Source organism: Pseudomonas sp. Irchel s3a10 (assembly GCF_900187525.1).
In the GTDB taxonomy this organism is placed as follows: Bacteria; Pseudomonadota; Gammaproteobacteria; order Pseudomonadales; family Pseudomonadaceae; genus Aquipseudomonas; species Aquipseudomonas koreensis_G.
The window spans coordinates 47424-67835 of the sequence record NZ_FYDR01000012.1 but is presented as its reverse complement, the minus strand read 5'-3'; the positions used below and the strand labels follow the sequence as shown (position 1 = coordinate 67835).

The 20412-nt window shown below is 58.7% G+C and carries 19 protein-coding genes; 14 read left to right on the top strand and 5 right to left on the bottom strand.

Going from position 1 to position 20412, the window contains the following annotated elements; all coding sequences use genetic code 11:
• Positions 1-91: 91 nt before the first annotated feature.
• Positions 92-1786: a lactate permease LctP family transporter gene (locus CKW11_RS25155; protein WP_095139832.1), complete on the bottom strand. Its 1695-nt coding sequence runs from the start codon at positions 1784-1786 to the stop codon at positions 92-94.
• A 261-nt stretch (positions 1787-2047) separates the two neighbouring features.
• On the opposite strand from CKW11_RS25155, the gene CKW11_RS25150 reads away from it, so the two are divergent.
• Entirely contained in the window at positions 2048-2815 is a 768-nt protein-coding gene (locus CKW11_RS25150) for a GntR family transcriptional regulator (protein WP_095139831.1), read from the top strand.
• Between the two features lie 103 nt (positions 2816-2918).
• Here CKW11_RS25150 and smpB read toward each other — a convergent pair whose 3' ends face one another.
• Positions 2919-3401 (bottom strand): SsrA-binding protein SmpB, encoded by a 483-nt coding sequence (gene smpB, locus CKW11_RS25145; protein ID WP_003221505.1) that lies wholly within the window; start codon positions 3399-3401, stop codon positions 2919-2921.
• Positions 3402-3520: 119 nt separating this feature from the next.
• Here smpB and CKW11_RS25140 point away from each other — a divergent pair, with 119 nt between their 5' ends.
• From CKW11_RS25140 to CKW11_RS25130, 3 genes are read left to right on the top strand one after another with little or no spacing between them, the layout of a single operon-like run.
• Complete coding sequence (locus tag CKW11_RS25140; protein WP_095139830.1) at positions 3521-4924, top strand: sodium-dependent transporter; 1404 nt, start codon at positions 3521-3523, stop codon at positions 4922-4924.
• Between the two features lie 7 nt (positions 4925-4931).
• Entirely contained in the window at positions 4932-5366 is a 435-nt protein-coding gene (locus CKW11_RS25135; RefSeq protein WP_003221509.1) for a type II toxin-antitoxin system RatA family toxin, read from the top strand.
• Entirely contained in the window at positions 5359-5673 is a 315-nt protein-coding gene (locus tag CKW11_RS25130; protein ID WP_095139829.1) for an RnfH family protein, read from the top strand. Before CKW11_RS25135 ends, CKW11_RS25130 begins: the two co-directional genes overlap by 8 nt.
• A gap of 61 nt (positions 5674-5734) precedes the next feature.
• Here CKW11_RS25130 and CKW11_RS25125 read toward each other — a convergent pair whose 3' ends face one another.
• Entirely contained in the window at positions 5735-6262 is a 528-nt protein-coding gene (locus CKW11_RS25125) for an outer membrane protein assembly factor BamE (RefSeq protein ID WP_095139828.1), read from the bottom strand.
• Between the two features lie 97 nt (positions 6263-6359).
• On the opposite strand from CKW11_RS25125, the gene fur reads away from it, so the two are divergent.
• Positions 6360-6764, top strand: a complete 405-nt coding sequence (gene fur, locus CKW11_RS25120; protein ID WP_003221515.1) for a ferric iron uptake transcriptional regulator — start codon at positions 6360-6362, stop codon at positions 6762-6764.
• A gap of 75 nt (positions 6765-6839) precedes the next feature.
• On the opposite strand, the gene recN is transcribed toward fur, so the two are convergent.
• Positions 6840-8513 carry a DNA repair protein RecN gene (recN, locus tag CKW11_RS25115; protein ID WP_095139827.1) on the bottom strand — a complete coding sequence of 558 codons (1674 nt, stop codon included), beginning with the start codon at positions 8511-8513 and terminating at the stop codon, positions 6840-6842.
• Positions 8514-8753: 240 nt separating this feature from the next.
• Between recN and grpE the strand changes: the two genes are divergently transcribed.
• The 8 genes from grpE (at position 8754) to CKW11_RS25075 (ending at position 19226) form a co-directional block, all read left to right on the top strand.
• Positions 8754-9320 carry a nucleotide exchange factor GrpE gene (grpE, locus tag CKW11_RS25110; protein ID WP_007961425.1) on the top strand — a complete coding sequence of 189 codons (567 nt, stop codon included), beginning with the start codon at positions 8754-8756 and terminating at the stop codon, positions 9318-9320.
• Between the two features lie 102 nt (positions 9321-9422).
• Positions 9423-11339, top strand: coding sequence for a molecular chaperone DnaK (dnaK, locus tag CKW11_RS25105; RefSeq protein WP_003221521.1), 1917 nt, complete (start codon positions 9423-9425; stop codon positions 11337-11339).
• A 297-nt stretch (positions 11340-11636) separates the two neighbouring features.
• Positions 11637-12761: a molecular chaperone DnaJ gene (gene dnaJ / locus CKW11_RS25100; RefSeq protein WP_003221522.1), complete on the top strand. Its 1125-nt coding sequence runs from the start codon at positions 11637-11639 to the stop codon at positions 12759-12761.
• Between the two features lie 9 nt (positions 12762-12770).
• A complete protein-coding gene (gene dapB / locus CKW11_RS25095; RefSeq protein ID WP_095139826.1) occupies positions 12771-13577 on the top strand; it encodes a 4-hydroxy-tetrahydrodipicolinate reductase in 807 nt (268 codons plus the stop codon).
• A gap of 258 nt (positions 13578-13835) precedes the next feature.
• Entirely contained in the window at positions 13836-14972 is a 1137-nt protein-coding gene (carA, locus tag CKW11_RS25090) for a glutamine-hydrolyzing carbamoyl-phosphate synthase small subunit (protein ID WP_095139825.1), read from the top strand.
• Between the two features lie 126 nt (positions 14973-15098).
• Entirely contained in the window at positions 15099-18320 is a 3222-nt protein-coding gene (gene carB, locus CKW11_RS25085; RefSeq protein ID WP_086793704.1) for a carbamoyl-phosphate synthase large subunit, read from the top strand.
• Positions 18317-18793 carry a transcription elongation factor GreA gene (gene greA / locus CKW11_RS25080; RefSeq protein WP_003221530.1) on the top strand — a complete coding sequence of 159 codons (477 nt, stop codon included), beginning with the start codon at positions 18317-18319 and terminating at the stop codon, positions 18791-18793. The genes carB and greA overlap by 4 nt, the downstream gene beginning before the upstream one ends.
• A 28-nt stretch (positions 18794-18821) precedes the next feature.
• Positions 18822-19226, top strand: coding sequence for an MFS transporter (locus tag CKW11_RS25075; protein WP_095139824.1), 405 nt, complete (start codon positions 18822-18824; stop codon positions 19224-19226).
• Positions 19227-19235: 9 nt separating this feature from the next.
• Here CKW11_RS25075 and CKW11_RS25070 read toward each other — a convergent pair whose 3' ends face one another.
• Positions 19236-19544, bottom strand: a complete 309-nt coding sequence (locus CKW11_RS25070; protein WP_003221534.1) for a YhbY family RNA-binding protein — start codon at positions 19542-19544, stop codon at positions 19236-19238.
• Positions 19545-19645: 101 nt separating this feature from the next.
• Here CKW11_RS25070 and rlmE point away from each other — a divergent pair, with 101 nt between their 5' ends.
• A complete protein-coding gene (rlmE, locus tag CKW11_RS25065; protein WP_003221536.1) occupies positions 19646-20275 on the top strand; it encodes a 23S rRNA (uridine(2552)-2'-O)-methyltransferase RlmE in 630 nt (209 codons plus the stop codon).
• Positions 20276-20412 lie beyond the last annotated feature (137 nt).

Below are 20412 nucleotides of genomic sequence, written 5' to 3'. Positions count from 1 at the left end.
CCTTGCTTTCAGCAGCCTTACAGACCGGGTGGTGAATTGCTGACGCCGGAATCACCAGCCGGCGTCGGTTATTTCCGTTTTGTTTATAGGTTTAGTGCACCAGCATGCCGGTGAACCAGTAGGCCTGGGCCAGAGTGATCAGGCCGACAATCGTGGCAAAGAATAGGCTGTGCTTGAGGGTGAAGCGGAACAGATCCGATTCCTTGCCCACTAGACCGGTCGCAGCACAGGCCACGGCGATCGATTGTGGCGAGATCATCTTGCCGGTCACGCCACCGCTGGTATTGGCGGCGACCAACAAGGTGTCATTGACGCCGATCTGATGTGCGGTGGTCGCCTGCAGCGAACTGAACAGGGCGTTGGACGAGGTATCCGAGCCGGTGAGGAACACGCCCAGCCAGCCGAGGAACGGCGAGAAAAACGGGAACGCGGCACCCGTACCGGCCAGCACCAGCGCCATGGTCGAAGACATGCCGGAATAGTTGGTGACGAAGGCGAAGGCCAGCACCATGCCGATCGACAGAATAGGCCAGCGCAGTTCGTAGAAGGTCTCTTTCAAAGTGGTCAGACCAGTTTTGAAGTTGATCTTCAATACCAGCATCGAGATCAGTGCGGAGAAGAAAATCGCGGTGCCGGTCGCCGAGATCGGGTCGAGCTTGAACACCGCCGGAATTGCGGTCGGAGTGACAACGATCGGAGCAGTCTTGATCACCAATTGATCAAGGTGTGGGATGGCAAAGTTGAACACCCAGGCGTACATCGAACCGCCGGCGGCGAACATCGCTTTGAAGGGCTTAAGGGTCCAGATGGTTACCAGCACGGTGAGGATCAGGAATGGCGACCAGGCGATGAAAATTTCCCAGAGGCTGTAAGGCGACGCCACGGTGCTGCGCTTCTGGCCGAAACCTCCTGCGCTGGCGGTTACCACCGAGGCCGAAACGGCGCCGACAATGTGTTGGCCGGCGGCGCGTTTTGGCTGCCAGACTTTGAGGAACAGGGTCAGGGAAATCAGGCTGGCCAGGGCCGAGGTGATGTCCGGCAGCTCCGGGCCGATGAAGTTCGAAGTGAAGTATTGAGTCACGGCGAAACTCAGGCCTGCGACCAGTGCTGCCGGCCAGGTTTCACGCACGCCGCGCAGGCCGTCCATCATGAACACCAGCCAGAACGGCACGAACAGCGACAGTAGCGGCAATTGGCGACCGGTCATGGCGCCGATCTTGAACGCGTCGATGCCGGTGACCTGGCCGGCCACGATGATCGGAATCCCCAGGGCGCCGAACGCCACGGGTGCGGTGTTGGCAATCAGGCACAGGCCGGCGGCATACAGCGGGTTGAAGCCGAGACCGACCAGCAGCGCGGCGGTAATCGCTACCGGCGCGCCGAAGCCGGCGGCACCTTCCAGAAACGCACCGAAGCAGAAACCGATCAGCAGCACCTGCAGACGCTGGTCGTCGGTGATCGACAGCACCGAACTGCGAATGACCTCGAACTGACCACTCTTGACCGTCAGTTTGTAGAGGAACACCGCCGCGACAATGATCCAGGCAATCGGCCACAGACCGTAGGCAAAGCCGTATCCGGCCGCGGCGAAGGCCATGTCGACCGGCATGTGGAAGGCGAAAATCGCCACGGCAATCGACAGGGCGAGCGTGATGCTGCCGGCCACGTGACCCTTGAGGCGGAACACCGCCAGAGCCAGAAAGAAGAAAACGATGGGGATAACGGCCGCAAGAGCGGAGACGCCGAGACTGCCGAGCGGGGTATAGAGCTGTTGCCAGGTTTGCATATGGGGTGGCCCCTAATTGTTGTTGGTCAGGCACTGTCAGCGTTCTTGGTTAATTGGTAATACCAATTTACAATCGCTGTTGGCTAGGGTAAAAGCCTTGATGTCGGTGTGTCAATTTGTCGCCCTGAAACTTTTGTCGAATAAGCGGTGCAGAGGTCATCTGATCCGGTCGGGCGAATGTGCTCTGACAGGTGCCGGCGGGGCGCCGATAGGCCAGAATAGAGAGCCCGGCGAGCGGTCGGGATCGTGGAGAATTGAGTTATGGGGTTTGATCAGATTCGTCAGCGCCGTTTGTCTGACGATATTGTCGAGCGACTCGAGGGGATGATCCTCGAGGGCACGCTGAAGTCCGGCGAGCGGCTTCCGGCTGAGCGCGCCCTGGCCGAGCAGTTCGGCGTGTCGCGTCCGTCGTTGCGCGAAGCGATTCAGAAACTGGCGGCCAAGGGCTTGCTAGTCAGTCGCCAGGGCGGCGGCAACTATGTGGTGGAAACGCTCGGCTCGACCTTCAGTGATCCTCTGCTATTGCTGCTGGAGAGCAACCCCGAAGCGCAGCGCGACTTGCTGGAGTTTCGGCACACACTGGAGGCATCGTGCGCCTATTACGCAGCATTGCGCGCTACGGACGTGGATCGTGAACGTCTGACCGCAGCGTTCAACGAGCTGCAGGATTGCTATACGCGGCATGACGAAGTGAGCCGGATGGAAGAGGGCGCGGCGGATGCGAAGTTTCATCTGGCGATCGCCGAAGCCAGCCACAATGCAGTGCTGCTGCACACCATTCGCGGGCTGTTCGATCTGCTCAAGCGCAACGTGGTGACCAACATTGGCGGCATGTACAAGCAGCGTACGGAAACCCGCGACATGCTGATCTCTCAGCACCGGGAGCTGTATCTGGCGATTATCGAGGGGCGTGCGGAGCAGGCGCGCGAGGTTTCCAGTCGGCACATTCTGTATGTGCAGGAGGTGCTGGAAGAGGTGCGGCAGGAAGTTCAGCGCATGGCTCGGGCGGAGCGGCGCAAGGGGATGTAGCTTTTAGAAGCAAAAAGATCGCAGCCTTCGGCAGCTCCTACACAGGAATGTGTCTTTCCCTGTAGAAGCTGCCGCAGGCTGCGATCTTTTCAGGCAGAAGAAATTATTCTTCTTTGCCCTTGTTGCGCACGGCGCGCTGCAACTCACGACCGGCGTCGCGTTCGCGCTCGGTGTCACGCTTGTCGTATTCCTTCTTGCCCTTGCCCAGAGCGATCTCGCACTTGACCATGTGCTTGCTCCAGTAGAAGGACAGGCACACGCAGGCGTAGCCTTTCTGTTGCACGGCAGCGGCGAGTTTTTCCAGCTCGCGCTTGTTCAACAGCAGTTTGCGGGTGCGGGTCGGATCGGCGATGACGTGGGTGCTGGCGGTCATCAACGGCGTGATGTGACTGCCGAGGAGCCAGGCTTCGCCATCCTTGAGCAGCACGTAACTGTCGACCAGTTGCAGCTTGCTTGCCCGCAGACTTTTTACTTCCCAGCCGGCCAGGACCAGACCAGCCTCGAAACGATGTTCGATGAAGTAATCGTGTCGCGCCTTTTTGTTCTGCGCGATGGTCCCTGTTGGGTGTTTCTTCTGTTTAGCCATAGGGGCGGCATTATATGGAGATAAACGGTCCTCGGCTACGGTGATGCTGCGTGCTTGAGCAGGTTGATTGAATCCCGGACAATGCGGCCTCTTTTTCTAACGCTTGGGCGTGATATTCAATGTCGACAGACAAGGTTTCTGTCCACGGCAGTTGGGCTAGCCGCTGGGTTTTCATATTCGCCGCGACCGGTTCGGCCGTGGGACTGGGCAGCATCTGGAAATTCCCCTACATGGTCGGGGTCTACGGTGGCGGCGCCTTCGTGCTGATGTTTCTGGCCTGTATCGCCCTGATCGGGATCCCGGTCATGCTGGCTGAAACCCTCATCGGCCGCCGCGCACGACAGAGTCCGGCGAACGCCCTGAAGGTGCTTGCGCTGGAAGCCGGGCATTCGGGCAAGTGGTCGTGGGGCGCATTTGCCGGGATGATCACGGCGTTGCTGATCCTGTCTTTCTATAGTGTGGTTGGCGGCTGGTCGCTGGATTACATCATCGACATGGGGCGCGGCGACTTCCAGGGCGCCACGGCGGAGCAGGTCGGCGCTTATTTCGGCAATGTGATCTCCGATCCCTGGCGCCTGACACTTTGGCACACAGTTTTCATGCTGTTGTCGGCCGTGGTGATCGCCAAAGGCGTGGTCGCCGGGCTTGAGCGCAGTCTGCGGATCATGATGCCGCTGCTGTTCGTGATGGTGCTGGTGTTGCTGGGTTACAGCATGACCACCGGGCATTTCATGGAGGGCGTGCATTTCATGTTCGATTTCCACCCGGAAAAAGTCCTCGACGGCTTGCTGCCCGCCATGGGCCATGCGTTCTTTTCCCTGAGCGTGGGCGTCGGCTCGATCATGATCTACGGCGCTTACATGACCAAGGAAGCGTCGTTGTCCGGCACGGTGGTCGGTGTGGCATTGCTCGACACCTTTGTTTCGCTGGTGGCCGGTCTGGCATTGTTTCCGATTGTGTTCGCCGGCGGTTTGAACCCTAGCGAAGGCCCCGGCCTGATGTTCGTCAGTCTGCCATTTGCCTTCGGTAACGTGGTTTTCGGCCAGTTGATGGGCGTGGTGTTCTTTGTTCTGGTGGCAGTTGCCGCCTGGAGCTCGGCGATTTCCCTGCTCGAACCGATGGTTGCCTATCTGGTTGAACGCACGAAAATCAGCCGTGGCTGGGTGACTTTCTGGCTGGCATTTATCTGCTGGTTCGTCGGTCTGGGTACGGTTTTCTCCTTCAATATCTGGAAGGAAGCCAAATTTTTCGTGAACGATGGCGGGCTGTTCCACCTCTACCAATGGGGTGCAGCGGGTGGTCTGGACTTCTTCGGCGTGATCGATTTCATCACCTCGCGGATCATGTTGCCGCTCGGTGGCCTGTGCTTCGTGCTGTTTGCCGGTTGGGTGATGGGGCGTGAGGCGGTGCGTGACGAGTTGTCGATTCGTAACCCGGCGCTGTTTGCCCTGTCCTTGTTCTTGATGCGCTACGTGGCGCCTATCGGCATTCTTGTAGTGTTTGCCGCTCAGCTCTGGAAGTAACGCTTACATGACGACACATATTCAACGATCGGCGTTGCTGCCATACCCGGCGCAATTCCTCTACGACCTGGTCAACGACGTCGCGCGTTACCCGGAATTCCTGCCGTGGTGCTCGTCCGCCGAGGTGCTGGAGAGCTCGCCCGAGCACATGCGCGCCAGCGTTGGCGTGGCCAAGGGCGGTCTGAGTCAGCACTTCGTCACGCGCAATACGCTGGTGCCGGGGCAGTCGATCGAGATGAACCTGGAAGAGGGGCCGTTCAACCAACTGCATGGCGTCTGGGTCTTCAAGGCCTTGAACGAGAAGGCCTGCAAGATCAGTCTTGATCTGTCGTTCGATTACGCCGGGCCGCTGGTGCGCGCGACACTCGGCCCGCTGTTCAATCAGGCGGCGAATACGCTGGTGGATGCGTTCTGCCAGCGTGCCAAGCAGATGCATGGTTGAGCCGGTGATCGAGATTGAAGTGGCGTATGCCGCCGTGGATCGTCAGGTTCTGCGCGCGTTGAGCGTTCCAGAAGGGACGACAGTGCGTGAGGCGGTGCTCAAGTCAGGTATCGGGGAAGAATTCCCTGAGCTGGATTTGAGCGAGTGTCCGTTGGGAATCTTCGGCAAGGTGGTGGCTGATCCACAGGTTCGCTTGATTCAGGCGGGGGATCGTATCGAGATTTACCGCCCGTTACTGGCGGATCCGAAAGAGGTTCGGCGCCTGCGGGCGGCCAAGGCTGCTGAAGCCAAGGCACGAAATCAGTAGGCTGAGCAAATCGCAGGCAATAAAAAACCCGGAAATTCCGGGTTTTTTATTGCCTCGCCCATTACTGCGGCGAGGTGTCCAGCGGCTCAGGCGTCGGAACCGGAACGGTTTCAACACCGTCCACGTCCTTCTGGATCTGATCCAGCAAGGAGCCTGGTTTGGCAGGTTCTTCCGGTTTCGGCTTCTCGGCGTTTTCAGCAGGGGCGGTCACGCTGGTGCCACTGTCCTTGCCGAGAATGGCTTCGTCACGGCTTACGCCCGGCATGAAGTCACCGGACAGGCTGACAAGCTGGTCGTTGGAGTTGAAATTAACACTCACGCGTTCCTGTTGGCGTTCACCGCCACCAGGTTGCAGGCTGTACAGATAATCCCAGCGATCGGCATGGAACGTGTCGGTCAGCAGAGGGTTACCCATGATAAACCGTACTTGCCGACGGGTCATTCCCGGGCGTAACTGGTCTATCATGTCCTGCGTGACGACATTGCCCTGCTGGATGTCGATTTTGTAAACCCCGGGGAATGAACAACCGGCGAGTGCGAGCAGTCCCACAAAGGTGAAACTGGTTAGCAAGAGCTTGGTGTTTTGCATCGGTGGGCGACTTCCACTATCTTGGCTGGGACAACGTAAACGCCGATCATACCCGCATTAAGAGAAGCTGCGAAGCAGCATCGCGAGAAAGCTGACCATGGTTGAAAATAGCGAACTACGCAAAGCCGGCCTCAAAGTGACCCTGCCACGGGTCAAGATCCTGCAAATGCTCGACTCTACCGAGCAGCGTCACATGAGTGCCGAAGACGTCTACAAGGCGTTGATGGAAGCGGGCGAGGACGTCGGTCTGGCCACGGTTTACCGTGTTCTGACCCAGTTCGAAGCCGCTGGCCTCGTGGTCCGTCACAACTTCGACGGTGGCCACGCGGTATTCGAACTGGCCGACGGTGGCCACCACGACCATATGGTCAACGTGGAAACCGGTGAAGTCGTCGAATTCGTCAGTCCGGAAATCGAAAAGCTCCAGAAGGCAATCGCCGAGGAGCACGGTGTTGATCTGGTAGATCACAATCTGGTGCTGTACGTACGCAAGAAAAAGTAAGCATGTCGCGCGAATTTCAGGTTCGCGAAACGAACGAAGGCGACCCAAGGGTCGCCTTCGTGCTTTCTGCTGCTCTTAAACTTTTGCGGTAACCACCATTTTTTTCGCGTGAGCCAAGGATTCTTTGGTCAGGTCGATGCCGCCCAGCATCCGCGCCACTTCTTCTATACGGTCGTTCTTGCTCAGCTTGGACACGGCAGTGTGAGTCGCCTGCTCGCCGCGCACCTTGTGCACGAACAAATGCTGATGCCCTTGCGCCGCCACTTGCGGCAAGTGCGTCACGGTCAGCACCTGCCCGCGATCGCCAAGACGCCGCAACAACTGGCCGACGATTTCAGCAGTTGGCCCGCCGATGCCCACGTCCACTTCGTCGAATACCAGGGTTGGCACCCGTGAGGTCTGTGCGGTGATCACCTGAATCGCCAGGCTGATCCGCGACAGCTCGCCACCGGAGGCCACTTTGGCCAGCGCCTTCAGTGGTTGGCCGGGGTTGGCGCTGACCAGCAGTTCGACCTGTTCCAGGCCGTTGGGCAGCAGTTCGTCGCTGCTGTTGGCGCGCAATTCAATGGTGAAACGACCGCCCGGCATGCCCAAGCGCTGGATTTCCTGCTCCACGGCGCTGGCAAGGCTGCCGGCGGCCTGGTGACGCAAGTCGCTCAGCTCGCGGGCCTTCTCTTGATAATGGCGTGCGTAGGACGCCAGTTCTTCACCCAGGCGCTCGATGGATTCGTCGTTGGCATTGAGCGTTTCGATCTCATCCAGCAGTTTCTGCTGCATCTCGGCGACTTCGGTTGGCTGGATCCGGTGCTTGCGGGCCAGGGTGTAAATCGCGTCGAGGCGTTCTTCCAGATATTGCAGGCGCGCCGGATCGGCATCGAAGTTGTCGAGGAAGCGATTGAGTTCGCCCACGGCTTCTTCGACCTGGATCTGCGCGCTGGTCAGCAGGCTGCTGGCTTCGCCCAGTGCGCCAACCGAGTTGTTTACGCTCGAAAGGCGATTGAGGCTGGCGGTCAGTGCATTCAGTACGTTGCCGGAATCGCTTTCGCTGCACTGCTCGACCACTTGTCGGCAAATGCCGAGCAGGGTTTCGGCGTTGGTCAGGTTCTTGTGTTCCTGCTCCAGCTGTTCCAGCTCGTTTTCGCCGAGGCCGAGGTTTTCCAGTTCTTCGAGCTGGTAGCTGAGCAACTGGTGGCGCGCGCGTTGTTCATCGCCGGAATTGGAGAGGCGCTCCAGCTCCTGGCGAGTTTGACGCCAGCGCTGCGCGGCGAGTTGAACCTGACGGGCCAGATCGGTCGCGCCAGCGTATTCATCGAGCAGGCGCCGGTGGGTATCGGTTTTCAGCAGGGACTGGTGTTCGTGCTGACTGTGGATATCGATCAGCAGTTCGCCGAGGGCCTTGAGATCGCCGAGCGGGCAGGGCGTGCCATTGATGTAGCCGCGCGAACGGCCTTCGGCAGTGATGACTCGGCGCAGGATGCACGGGCCGTCATTTTCGAGATCGCGCTCGGCCAACCAGGCATGGGCTTCAGGAATGTCGACCAGGTCGAAGGTGGCCAGGATATCGGCCTTGTCGGCGCCCGGGCGGACCACGCCGCTGTCGGCGCGATCGCCGAGGGTCAGGCCCAGGGCGTCGAGCATGATCGACTTGCCGGCGCCGGTTTCCCCTGTGATCACGCTCATCCCGCGATCGAGTTCGAGATCGAGATGTTCGACGATGGCGTAGTTGTGTACGGACAGGTGCACCAGCATAAAGGCCGCTCCCAGGCTTTAGGTCTGGTTATTTATACAGTGTTTTGTTTCTGGCTGACAATGCCCTCGCTTAGCTCGATTCGCTTGATCCGATCAAATGCTTAGTCCGAGCGGGAATGACAATGCAGCACTTTTTTGTAGGGTTAATCATTGCAGGCCCTTGAAGCCTGATTTTGCGGCCCCATATATCGGGGCAGAAGCGCGAGTACAGCTCGCGGACGTAATTGAAAGGAGAATTCTATGGCTGACGAACAGACAGTAGATACGCAAAATCCAGAAGCCAATCAGGCGCCCGAGACTTCGGGTGACGACCTGGCGACCCGTGTACAAGTGCTCGAAGAGCAGTTGGCCGCCGCGCAGGATCAGTCGCTGCGCGTAGCTGCCGATCTGCAGAACGTCCGCCGCCGTGCCGAGCAGGATGTCGAGAAGGCGCACAAATTTGCGCTGGAAAAATTCGCCGGTGACCTGCTGCCTATCGTCGACAGCCTGGAGCGCGGCCTCGAGCTGTCGAGCCCGGACGACGAAAGCATCCGTCCGATGCGCGAAGGCATTGAACTGACCCTGAAAATGTTCCACGACACCCTCAAGCGTTATCAGCTTGAAGCGATCGATCCGCATGGCGAACCATTCAACGCCGTTCACCATCAGGCGATGGCCATGCAGGAAAGCGCCGACGTAGAACCGAACAGCGTTCTGAAGGTGTTCCAGAAGGGCTACCAGCTCAACGGTCGCCTGTTGCGTCCGGCCATGGTTGTGGTCAGCAAGGCGCCGGCGCCAATTTCGCCTTCGATTGACGAGAAGGCTTGAAATTAGCCGCGAGGCCCCCATTTAGAAGTCAAGCGTTTAAGTATTACCGCAGTTAGCCACCACTGCTGCGGCAACAAAATCCAAAGTTTCGGGAGAGTGAACATGGGCAAAATTATCGGTATCGACCTGGGGACTACCAACTCCTGCGTCTCCGTGCTGGAAAACGGCGTAGCCAAAGTTATCGAAAACGCCGAAGGCGCGCGTACCACGCCGTCGATCATCGCTTACGCCAACGATGGTGAAATCCTCGTTGGTCAGTCGGCCAAGCGTCAGGCAGTAACCAACCCGCACAACACTCTGTACGCGGTGAAGCGTCTGATCGGTCGCAAGTTCGACGAAGAAGTCGTACAGAAAGACATCAAGATGGTCCCGTACAAAATCGCCAAGGCTGACAACGGCGACGCCTGGGTTGAAGTGAACGGCCAGAAAATGGCGCCGCCACAAATCTCGGCTGAAATTCTGAAGAAGATGAAGAAGACCGCCGAAGACTACCTCGGCGAGCCTGTGACCGAAGCGGTGATCACCGTTCCGGCCTACTTCAACGACAGCCAGCGTCAGGCGACCAAAGACGCCGGCCGCATCGCCGGTCTGGACGTTAAACGTATCATCAACGAACCAACCGCAGCTGCTCTGGCTTACGGTATGGACAAGGCCAAGGGCGATCACACCGTGATCGTTTACGACCTGGGTGGCGGTACTTTCGACGTTTCCGTGATCGAGATCGCTGAAGTTGACGGCGAGCACCAGTTCGAAGTGTTGGCCACCAACGGTGACACCTTCCTCGGCGGTGAAGACTTCGACATTCGTCTGATCGACTACCTCGTCGACGAATTCAAGAAAGAAAGCGGCATGAACCTCAAAGGCGACCCGCTGGCCATGCAGCGCCTGAAAGAAGCCGCTGAGAAAGCCAAGATCGAGCTGTCGTCCGCTCAGTCGACCGACGTCAATCTGCCGTACATCACTGCAGATGCCACCGGTCCTAAGCACCTGAACGTGAAGATCTCGCGTGCCAAGCTCGAAGCACTGGTTGAAGACCTGGTTCAGCGCACCATCGAACCTTGCCGCATCGCCATGAAAGACGCCGGTATCGACGTTGGCGCGATCAACGACGTGATTCTGGTCGGCGGTCAGACCCGTATGCCGCTGGTACAGAAGCTGGTGACCGATTTCTTCGGTAAAGAAGCACGTAAGGACGTGAACCCGGACGAAGCGGTTGCCATGGGTGCTGCGATTCAGGGCGCCGTTCTGGCCGGTGACGTTAAAGACGTTCTGCTGCTCGACGTCAGCCCGCTGACCCTGGGTATCGAAACCATGGGTGGCGTGATGACTGCGCTGATCGAGAAAAACACCACGATTCCTACCAAGAAATCGCAAGTGTTCTCGACTGCCGACGACAACCAGGGCGCTGTGACCATTCACGTTCTGCAAGGTGAGCGTAAGCAAGCCGCACAGAACAAGTCCCTGGGCAAGTTCGACCTGGCCGACATTCCACCAGCTCCACGTGGCGTACCGCAGATCGAAGTGACCTTCGACATCGACGCTAACGGCATCCTGCACGTTGGCGCGAAAGACAAGGCGACCGGTAAAGAGCAGAAGATCACCATCAAGGCCAACTCCGGTCTGTCGGATGAAGAAATTCAGAAGATGGTTCGCGATGCCGAGCTGAACGCCGAGGAAGACCGCAAGTTCGCTGAACTGGCTGAATCCCGTAACAAGGGTGACGCACTGGTTCACTCGACTCGCAAAATGGTTACCGAAGCGGGCGACAAGGTCAGCGCTGAAGAGAAGACCGCGATCGAAGCTGCCGTGGTTGCACTGGAAGCCGCTGTAAAAGGCGACGACAAGGCTGCCATCGAAGCGAAGATCGAAGAGCTGTCGAAAGTCTCGGCTCCGGTTGCTCAGAAGATGTACGCCGAACAGGCTCAGCCTGCTGAAGGCGCGGCGCCGCACGACGAGAAAGCTGAAAAGGCTGACGATGTTGTCGATGCCGAGTTCGAAGAAGTCAAAGACCACAAGTAAGTTGTTGGTCGGCCGGTTGACTGCCTTGCGGCGGTGACTGGTAGGATGTCGCCGCGCGGGAGCTTGCTCCCGCGTTGGCGTATCTGGAATACACGAATTTTTACAGCATGCGACAAGGTTCGCCTGCTGCTGGTATGGCCGGGAATGCTCCTGCTTTTCGTGCCGCAAGTACCAAAAGAAACAAAGACCAGGATCGTTGAATTGACGTGAGTTGGGTCCGGGCCTGTATTGGGGCTCAACGAGTTTGGCCATCCTCAGGAGGGGTTTGCCGAACGTCCTCAAGAGTGCAAAAGACTTATGGCAAAGCGTGACTATTACGAAGTATTGGGTGTAGAGCGTGGTTCAAGCGATGCAGACCTGAAGAAGGCCTATCGTCGTCTGGCGATGAAGCATCACCCGGACCGTAATCCCGATGACAAAGCGTCGGAAGAACTGTTCAAAGAGGCCAACGAGGCCTACGAAGTATTGTCCGATTCGAGCAAGCGCGCGGCGTACGACCAGTACGGTCATGCTGGCGTCGACCCAAGCATGGGTGGCGGTGGCGCCGGTTTCGGTGGGCAGAATTTCTCCGACATCTTTGGCGATGTCTTCAGTGACTTCTTCGGTGGCGGTCGCGGCGGTTCCCGTGGCGGCGCCCAGCGTGGCAGCGATCTGCGCTACACCTTGGAGCTGAATCTGGAAGAAGCGGTGCGCGGCACTACCGTGAATATCCGCGTTCCGACACTGGTCAACTGCAAGCCATGCGACGGTTCCGGCGCGAAGAAGGGCTCGTCGCCATCAACCTGCCCGACCTGCGGCGGCATCGGTCAGGTGCGCATGCAGCAGGGCTTCTTCTCGGTGCAGCAGACCTGCCCGCGTTGCCATGGCCAAGGCAAGATCATTTCCGATCCGTGCGACTCCTGCCACGGCGACGGTCGCGTCGAAGAGTACAAAACCCTGTCGGTCAAAGTGCCGGCTGGCGTTGATACCGGCGACCGCATTCGTCTGTCTGGCGAGGGCGAGGCGGGCACCCAGGGCGGCCCGACTGGCGACCTGTACGTGGTGATCAACGTGCGCGAGCACGACATCTTCCAGCGCGATGGCAAACATCTATTCTGCGAAGTGCCGATCAGCTTCGTTGATGCGGCGCTCGGCGGCGAGCTGGAAATCCCGACCCTCGACGGTCGCGTCAAACTGAAAATCCCTGAGGGCACCCAGACCGGCAAGCAGTTCCGTGTGCGCGGCAAAGGCGTGGCGCCGGTGCGTGGCGGTGGTGCGGGCGATCTGATGTGCCGTGTAGCGGTCGAGACCCCGGTCAATCTGAATCGTCGTCAACGCGAATTGCTCGAAGAATTCCGCAGCTCGCTTGCGGACGACAACAGCCACTCGCCGAAAACCACCGGTTGGTTCGACGGTGTGAAGCGCTTCTTCGGCGATCTGTAAGGAGTCGGCATGCGACGTATAGCTGTGATGGGCGCCGCTGGGCGCATGGGCAAGATTCTGGTCGAGGCCGTGCAACAGCGCGCGCCGCTGACCGGTCTGACCGCGGCGATCGTTCGTCCCGGCAGTACGCTGATCGGAGTGGACGCCGGTGAGCTGGCTTCGCTGGGTCGCATCGGTGTGCCGTTGTCCGGCAACCTCGAGTCGGTAGCTGAAGAGTTTGATGTGCTGATCGACTTCACCCTGCCGGAAGTCATGCTGAAAAACCTCGCGTTTTGCCGCAAGGCCGGCAAGGCCATGGTCATCGGCACCACCGGTCTCGACGCTGCGCAGAAGCAACTGCTGGCCGAGGCGGGCAAGGATATTCCGATCGTGTTCGCGGCCAACTTCAGCGTCGGGGTCAACCTGTCGCTGAAGCTGCTCGAAATGACTGCCCGGGTGCTGGGCGATGATGCCGACATCGAGATCATCGAAGCGCATCACCGGCACAAGATCGATGCGCCTTCGGGCACTGCCCTGCGCATGGGTGAAGTGATCGCCGATGCGCTGGATCGTGATCTGCAGAAGGTTGCGGTCTATGGTCGTGAAGGCCATACCGGCGCGCGAGAGCGGGAAACCATCGGTTTCGCTACCGTGCGTGGTGGTGATGTGGTCGGCGATCACACCGTGCTGTTCGCCTGTGAGGGCGAGCGCCTGGAGATCACGCATAAGGCTTCCAGTCGCATGACATTCGCCAAGGGCGCAGTGCGTGCGGCGTTGTGGCTGGATGCTCGCGAGCCGGGTCTGTATGACATGCAGGACGTGCTCGAGCTGCATTGATTGACTGCTTTTACCCAGCGCAAACGCCCGGTTTGCGCTGGTTTTTCTACGCCGCGCGACGCCCTGTCGCATTCTCCGGCCTTTTAGGCTCTTTAGCGGTGGACCAAAAAAGCCTTTTTCTGTAAGCTACAGCTTTAGTGTGTCCACTAAAAGCGCGCAGAATAATTCAGTGAAGAAGCGGGGTGACGTGTCCATACGTCACTCCGCTTTTTTACAACCTGCGATTGCCCTTTCATGCGTTATTTACGGGAGGTCTTCTTGACTAAGCCAGCCATACTCGCCCTTGCTGATGGCAGCATTTTTCGCGGCGAAGCCATTGGAGCCGACGGTCAAACCGTTGGTGAGGTGGTGTTCAACACCGCAATGACCGGCTATCAGGAAATCCTTACCGATCCTTCCTACGCCCAACAGATCGTTACCCTGACTTACCCGCACATCGGCAACACCGGCACCACGCCGGAAGATGCCGAGTCCGACCGCGTATGGTCCGCTGGCCTGGTCATCCGTGACCTGCCGCTGGTAGCGAGCAACTGGCGTAACACGATGTCCCTGTCCGACTACCTGAAAGCCAACAACGTTGTGGCAATCGCTGGTATCGACACCCGTCGCCTGACCCGTATCCTGCGTGAAAAAGGCGCACAGAACGGCTGCATCATGGCCGGCGACAACATCTCCGAAGAAGCTGCAATCGCTGCCGCGCAAGGCTTCCCGGGCCTGAAGGGCATGGATCTGGCGAAAGTCGTCAGCACCAAGGAAAAGTACGAATGGCGCTCCAGTGTCTGGGACTTGAAGACCGACAGTCACGCGACCATCGAAGCGTCCGAGCTGCCATATCACGTGGTTGCCTACGACTACGGCGTCAAACTGAACATTCTGCGCATGCTGGTCGAGCGCGGCTGCCGCGTCACCGTGGTGCCGGCGCAAACCCCGGCTGCCGACGTGCTGGCACTCAAGCCGGACGGCGTGTTCCTGTCCAACGGCCCTGGTGACCCCGAGCCTTGCGACTACGCGATCAAGGCGATCAAGGAAGTGCTGGAAACCGAAATTCCGGTCTTCGGTATCTGCCTCGGTCACCAGCTGCTGGCTCTGGCCTCCGGCGCCAAGACCCTGAAAATGGGTCACGGCCACCACGGTGCCAACCACCCGGTACAGGATCTGGACACTGGCGTCGTAATGATCACCAGCCAGAACCACGGTTTCGCGGTTGACGAAGCGACCCTGCCGGCCAACGTGCGTGCGATCCACAAATCGCTGTTCGACGGCACCCTGCAAGGCATCGAGCGCACCGACAAGAGCGCGTTCAGCTTCCAGGGCCACCCTGAAGCGAGCCCGGGCCCGAACGATGTGGCGCCCCTGTTCGACCGCTTCATCAACGAGATGGCCAAGCGACGCTAAGCGTTCGCCTTGAGACTGTAGCGAGAAGCCCTCGAGGGCGGCCCCGACACCGGTGGCGCCCCTCAGGGCTTCAGAAATCGATCAAGACGGCTTGCCGACTGACCTGCGGATTTGAGTGACAAACCCATGCCAAAACGTACAGACATTAAAAGCATCCTGATTCTCGGCGCTGGCCCGATCGTTATCGGCCAGGCCTGCGAATTCGACTACTCCGGCGCCCAGGCCTGCAAAGCCCTGCGCGAAGAGGGTTACCGCGTCATCCTGGTGAACTCCAACCCGGCCACCATCATGACCGACCCGGACATGGCTGACGCCACGTACATCGAGCCGATCAAATGGCAGACCGTGGCCAAGATCATCGAAAAAGAGCGTCCGGATGCAGTGCTGCCAACCATGGGCGGCCAGACTGCACTGAACTGCGCCCTGGATCTGGAGCGCGAAGGCGTTCTGGAAAAGTTCGGCGTGGAAATGATCGGCGCCAACGCCGACACCATCGACAAGGCTGAAGACCGCTCGCGTTTCGACAAGGCCATGAAATCCATCGGTCTGGAATGCCCGCGTTCCGGTATCGCCCACAGCATGGAAGAAGCCAACGCCGTCCTCGAGCGTCTGGGTTTCCCGTGCATCATCCGTCCGTCCTTCACCATGGGCGGCACCGGTGGCGGTATCGCGTACAACCGTGAAGAGTTCGAAGAAATCTGCGCCCGCGGTCTGGACCTGTCGCCGACCAAAGAGCTGCTGATCGACGAATCGCTGATCGGCTGGAAAGAATATGAGATGGAAGTTGTCCGCGACAAAAAGGACAACTGCATCATCGTCTGCTCGATCGAGAACTTCGACCCGATGGGCGTGCACACCGGTGACTCGATCACCGTTGCTCCGGCACAGACCCTGACCGACAAGGAATACCAGATCCTGCGTAACGCCTCGCTGGCGGTACTGCGCGAGATCGGCGTCGAGACCGGCGGTTCGAACGTGCAGTTCGGTATCTGCCCGGACACCGGCCGCATGGTCGTGATCGAGATGAACCCGCGTGTATCGCGTTCCTCGGCACTGGCTTCGAAAGCCACCGGTTTCCCGATCGCCAAAGTCGCGGCCAAGCTGGCTGTGGGCTACACCCTCGACGAACTGTCGAACGACATCACTGGCGGCAAGACTCCGGCGTCCTTCGAGCCGTCGATCGACTACGTTGTGACCAAGCTGCCTCGTTTCGCCTTCGAGAAATTCGCCAAGGCTGACGCACGCTTGACCACCCAGATGAAGTCGGTGGGTGAAGTCATGGCCATCGGCCGTACTTTCCAGGAATCCCTGCAGAAAGCCCTGCGCGGTCTGGAAGTCGGCGTTTGTGGTCTGGACGAGAAGCTCGACCTGAGCAACCCGGAAAGCATGAGCATCCTCAAGCGCGAACTGACCGTGCCGGGCGCCGAGCGTATCTGGTACGTGGCGGACGCGTTCCGTGCTGGTCTGACCGTCGAAGACATCTTCGGCATGAACATGATCGACCCGTGGTTCCTGGTGCAGATCGAAGATCTGATCAAGGAAGAAGAGAAGGTCAAGACCCTCGGTCTGTCCGCCATCGACCGCGACCTGATGTTCAAGCTCAAGCGCAAAGGCTTCTCTGATCAGCGTTTGGCCAAGCTGCTGGGTGTGACCGAGAAGAACCTGCGTACTCACCGTCAAAAACTGGAAGTGTTCCCGGTTTACAAGCGTGTTGACACCTGCGCTGCCGAGTTCGCCACCGACACTGCTTATCTGTACTCGACATACGAGGAAGAGTGCGAAGCCGCACCGTCCGGTCGCGACAAGATCATGATTCTGGGTGGCGGTCCGAACCGAATCGGCCAGGGCATCGAGTTCGACTACTGCTGCGTACACGCCGCCCTCGCACTGCGCGAAGACGGCTACGAAACCATCATGGTCAACTGCAACCCGGAAACCGTTTCCACCGACTACGACACTTCCGACCGTCTGTACTTTGAGCCGGTAACCCTGGAAGACGTACTGGAAATCTGCCGCGTCGAGAAGCCAAAAGGCGTGATCGTCCAATACGGCGGGCAGACTCCGCTGAAACTGGCGCGTGCCCTGGAAGCCGCTGGCGTGCCAATCATCGGTACCAGCCCTGACGCCATCGACCGCGCCGAAGACCGTGAGCGCTTCCAGCAAATGGTCGAGCGCCTGAACCTGCGTCAGCCGCCAAACGCCACCGTGCGCAGCGAGGACGAAGCTGTTCGCGCTGCCGCGAAAATCGGTTATCCGCTGGTGGTGCGCCCGTCCTACGTACTGGGCGGCCGCGCGATGGAAATCGTTTACAAGGAAGACGAACTCAAGCGCTACCTGCGTGATGCGGTGCAAGTGTCCAACGACAGCCCGGTGCTGCTCGACCACTTCCTCAACTGCGCCATCGAGATGGACGTGGATGCGGTCTGCGACGGCAAAGACGTGGTGATCGGCGCGATCATGCAGCACATCGAACAGGCGGGCGTTCACTCCGGTGACTCCGCATGCTCGCTGCCGCCGTACTCGCTGCCGGCGCACATCCAGGACGAGATGCGCGAACAGGTCAAGAAAATGGCTCTGGAGCTGGGCGTTGTAGGTCTGATGAACGTGCAACTGGCGCTGCAGGGCGAAGACATCTACGTCATCGAAGTCAACCCGCGCGCTTCCCGTACCGTACCGTTCGTGTCCAAGTGCATCGGTGTTTCCCTGGCAATGATCGCTGCTCGCGTGATGGCCGGTAAGACCCTGAAGGAAATCGGCTTCACCAAGGAAATCATCCCGAACTTCTACAGCGTGAAAGAGGCCGTGTTCCCGTTCGCCAAATTCCCTGGCGTTGACCCGATCCTCGGCCCAGAGATGAAGTCCACCGGTGAAGTGATGGGCGTCGGCGACACCTTCGGTGAAGCATTCGCCAAGGCCCAGATGGGCGCCAGCGAAGTGCTGCCGACCGGCGGTACCGCGTTCATCAGCGTGCGTGACGATGACAAGCCGCTGGTTGCAGGCGTGGCCCGTGATCTGATCAACTTGGGCTTCGAAGTGGTCGCCACTGCCGGTACTGCCAAGCTGATCGAAGCCGCAGGCCTGAAAGTGCGCCGTGTGAACAAGGTGACCGAGGGTCGTCCGCACGTGGTCGACATGATCAAGAATGACGAAGTCACCCTGATCATCAACACCACCGAAGGCCGTCAGTCGATCGCTGATTCCTACTCCATTCGTCGTAATGCCCTGCAGCACAAGATCTACTGCACCACCACCATTGCTGCGGGCGAAGCTATCTGTGAAGCGCTGAAGTTCGGTCCCGAGAAGACCGTGCGCCGCTTGCAGGATCTACACGCAGGATTGAAGGCATGATCAAATATCCAATGACCGTCCAGGGCGCGAAAGCCCTGGAAGAAGAACACGCTCATCTGACCAAGGTCGTTCGTCCGAAGCTCAGCCAGGACATTGGTACGGCCCGTGAGTTGGGTGACCTGAAGGAAAACGCTGAGTACCATGCCGCGCGCGAACAGCAAGGCATGGTCGAGGCGCGGATCCGTGACATCGAAGGCCGGATTCAGAATCAGGTCATCATCGACGTCACGACCATCCCGCACACCGGCAAAGTGATCTTCGGTACTACCGTCGAAATCGCCAACGTCGAGACTGATGAGAGCGTCACTTACCACATCGTGGGTGAGGATGAGGCTGACTTCAAACTCGGCAAGATTTCGGTCGGCTCACCATTGGCCCGTGCCTTGATCGGCAAGGAAGAGGGTGATGTGGTTGCCGTGAAAACGCCAAGCGGCGTTATCGAGTACGAGATTGTCGAAGTCCGTCACATCTGAAGGCAGGCGCCCGCTACGTGCGGGCGCCATGCTTTGGCAGCTGACCCAGATGTTGTGGGTCGGCGGCTTCTGGTTGATTCATCTTGGTTTGCGACCGGTGTTGGGCAAGATTGGCCTGGCGCCGTTGCTGATCGATGAAGTTGCCGATGCATTCGAAGTGCCGGTGGCGGGTTTTGCCGCGGCATGCGTGATTTTTCAGGCTTTGGTGCTGGTACAGGCCGATGGCCTTGGCAGTTTATGGCGGGATTTTCGCGGGCAGGTGTTGCTGATGGCGTTGTATGCATGTGCGATGTTTGTCGCAGTGCGTGTCGGCTGGCCGCAAGCGCAGCGCTGGCAGGAATTCAGTTTTCTGGTGTTGGGCTTCTCCGGTGTGGTGCTGGTGTTGCAGCCGCTGCCGGGATGGAGTGGCAGGGTGCGCGAAGCACACCCCTGACCCCTTTCATCACTTGAAGCGATGAACGTTCGACAGCTGCTTGTTGACGCTGAAGTTCTTGCGATAAACCAGTGCCATCTTGCCGATGACCTGAACCAGGTCAGCCTTGCCGACCTTGCACAGCTCTGCAATGTGCGCCAGGCGCGACTCGCGATCGAGGATGTTGAGCTTGATCTTGATCAGCTCGTGATCCGCCAGGGCGCGTTCAAGTTCGGCTAATACACCTTCAGTCAGACCGTTGTCCGCCACCGTCAAAACCGGTTTCAGGTGGTGGCCAATGGATTTGTACTGTTTCTTCTGCTCTGGAGTGAGCGGCATAATCTGACCCTTTCGTCTGGATTCTGTAAAATGGCGGCCATTTTACCCGAGGGTTCGTGGATCCGCCCAATTAATCACGACCCTAATCATCGAGGTGCCCAATGGCGCGTTCCAAGACAAGCCTTGGTTGGCTGAAACGACATGTCAACGATCCTTATGTGAAGCAGGCGCAGAAGGATGGCTACCGCTCGCGTGCGAGTTACAAGCTTCTGGAGATCCAGGAGAAATACAAGCTGATCCGTTCCGGCATGAGCGTTGTCGACCTGGGCGCGGCGCCCGGCGGGTGGTCGCAGGTTACTAGCCGGCTGATTGGTGGTCAGGGGCGTCTGATCGCTTCGGACATTCTGGAAATGGACAGCATTCCGGACGTGACATTCATCCAGGGTGACTTCACCGAGGATGAAGTGCTTGCGCGGATTCTTGAGGCTGTGGGTAATTCGCAGGTGGACCTTGTGATTTCCGATATGGCCCCCAATATGAGTGGTACGCCTGAAGTGGATATGCCGAAAGCCATGTTCCTATGCGAACTGGCGCTTGATCTGGCGGAACGGATACTCAAACCGGGTGGCAATTTCGTGATCAAGATTTTTCAGGGCGAAGGGTTTGATGTTTACCTGAAGGATGCTCGCAAGAAATTCGACAAGATCCAGATGATCAAGCCGGATTCTTCCCGTGGCAGCTCCCGCGAGCAATATATGCTGGCCTGGGGTTACCGCGGTGGTAACGAGTAAAACGAGGTTTTTTGGCGGGGCGATAGGTTTTTCGTATTTTGCCCTGCGTGCATAAGCGAATATTGTGTAGAAAGTGTTTCACAAAGGGTTACAGACGGCGCCTGCCAGAGTTGTAGGTAATGTAGTAAGTTAGGCCG

Coding starts and splice junctions, on each gene's coding strand:
- CKW11_RS25155 (WP_095139832.1), bottom strand. CDS start 1,786: ATGCAAACCTGGCAACAGCTCTATACCCCGCTCGGCAGTCTCGGCGTC.
- CKW11_RS25150 (WP_095139831.1), top strand. CDS start 2,048: ATGGGGTTTGATCAGATTCGTCAGCGCCGTTTGTCTGACGATATTGTC.
- smpB (WP_003221505.1), bottom strand. CDS start 3,401: ATGGCTAAACAGAAGAAACACCCAACAGGGACCATCGCGCAGAACAAA.
- CKW11_RS25140 (WP_095139830.1), top strand. CDS start 3,521: ATGTCGACAGACAAGGTTTCTGTCCACGGCAGTTGGGCTAGCCGCTGG.
- CKW11_RS25135 (WP_003221509.1), top strand. CDS start 4,932: ATGACGACACATATTCAACGATCGGCGTTGCTGCCATACCCGGCGCAA.
- CKW11_RS25130 (WP_095139829.1), top strand. CDS start 5,359: ATGGTTGAGCCGGTGATCGAGATTGAAGTGGCGTATGCCGCCGTGGAT.
- CKW11_RS25125 (WP_095139828.1), bottom strand. CDS start 6,262: ATGCAAAACACCAAGCTCTTGCTAACCAGTTTCACCTTTGTGGGACTG.
- fur (WP_003221515.1), top strand. CDS start 6,360: ATGGTTGAAAATAGCGAACTACGCAAAGCCGGCCTCAAAGTGACCCTG.
- recN (WP_095139827.1), bottom strand. CDS start 8,513: ATGCTGGTGCACCTGTCCGTACACAACTACGCCATCGTCGAACATCTC.
- grpE (WP_007961425.1), top strand. CDS start 8,754: ATGGCTGACGAACAGACAGTAGATACGCAAAATCCAGAAGCCAATCAG.
- dnaK (WP_003221521.1), top strand. CDS start 9,423: ATGGGCAAAATTATCGGTATCGACCTGGGGACTACCAACTCCTGCGTC.
- dnaJ (WP_003221522.1), top strand. CDS start 11,637: ATGGCAAAGCGTGACTATTACGAAGTATTGGGTGTAGAGCGTGGTTCA.
- dapB (WP_095139826.1), top strand. CDS start 12,771: ATGCGACGTATAGCTGTGATGGGCGCCGCTGGGCGCATGGGCAAGATT.
- carB (WP_086793704.1), top strand. CDS start 15,099: ATGCCAAAACGTACAGACATTAAAAGCATCCTGATTCTCGGCGCTGGC.
- greA (WP_003221530.1), top strand. CDS start 18,317: ATGATCAAATATCCAATGACCGTCCAGGGCGCGAAAGCCCTGGAAGAA.
- CKW11_RS25075 (WP_095139824.1), top strand. CDS start 18,822: ATGCTTTGGCAGCTGACCCAGATGTTGTGGGTCGGCGGCTTCTGGTTG.
- CKW11_RS25070 (WP_003221534.1), bottom strand. CDS start 19,544: ATGCCGCTCACTCCAGAGCAGAAGAAACAGTACAAATCCATTGGCCAC.
- rlmE (WP_003221536.1), top strand. CDS start 19,646: ATGGCGCGTTCCAAGACAAGCCTTGGTTGGCTGAAACGACATGTCAAC.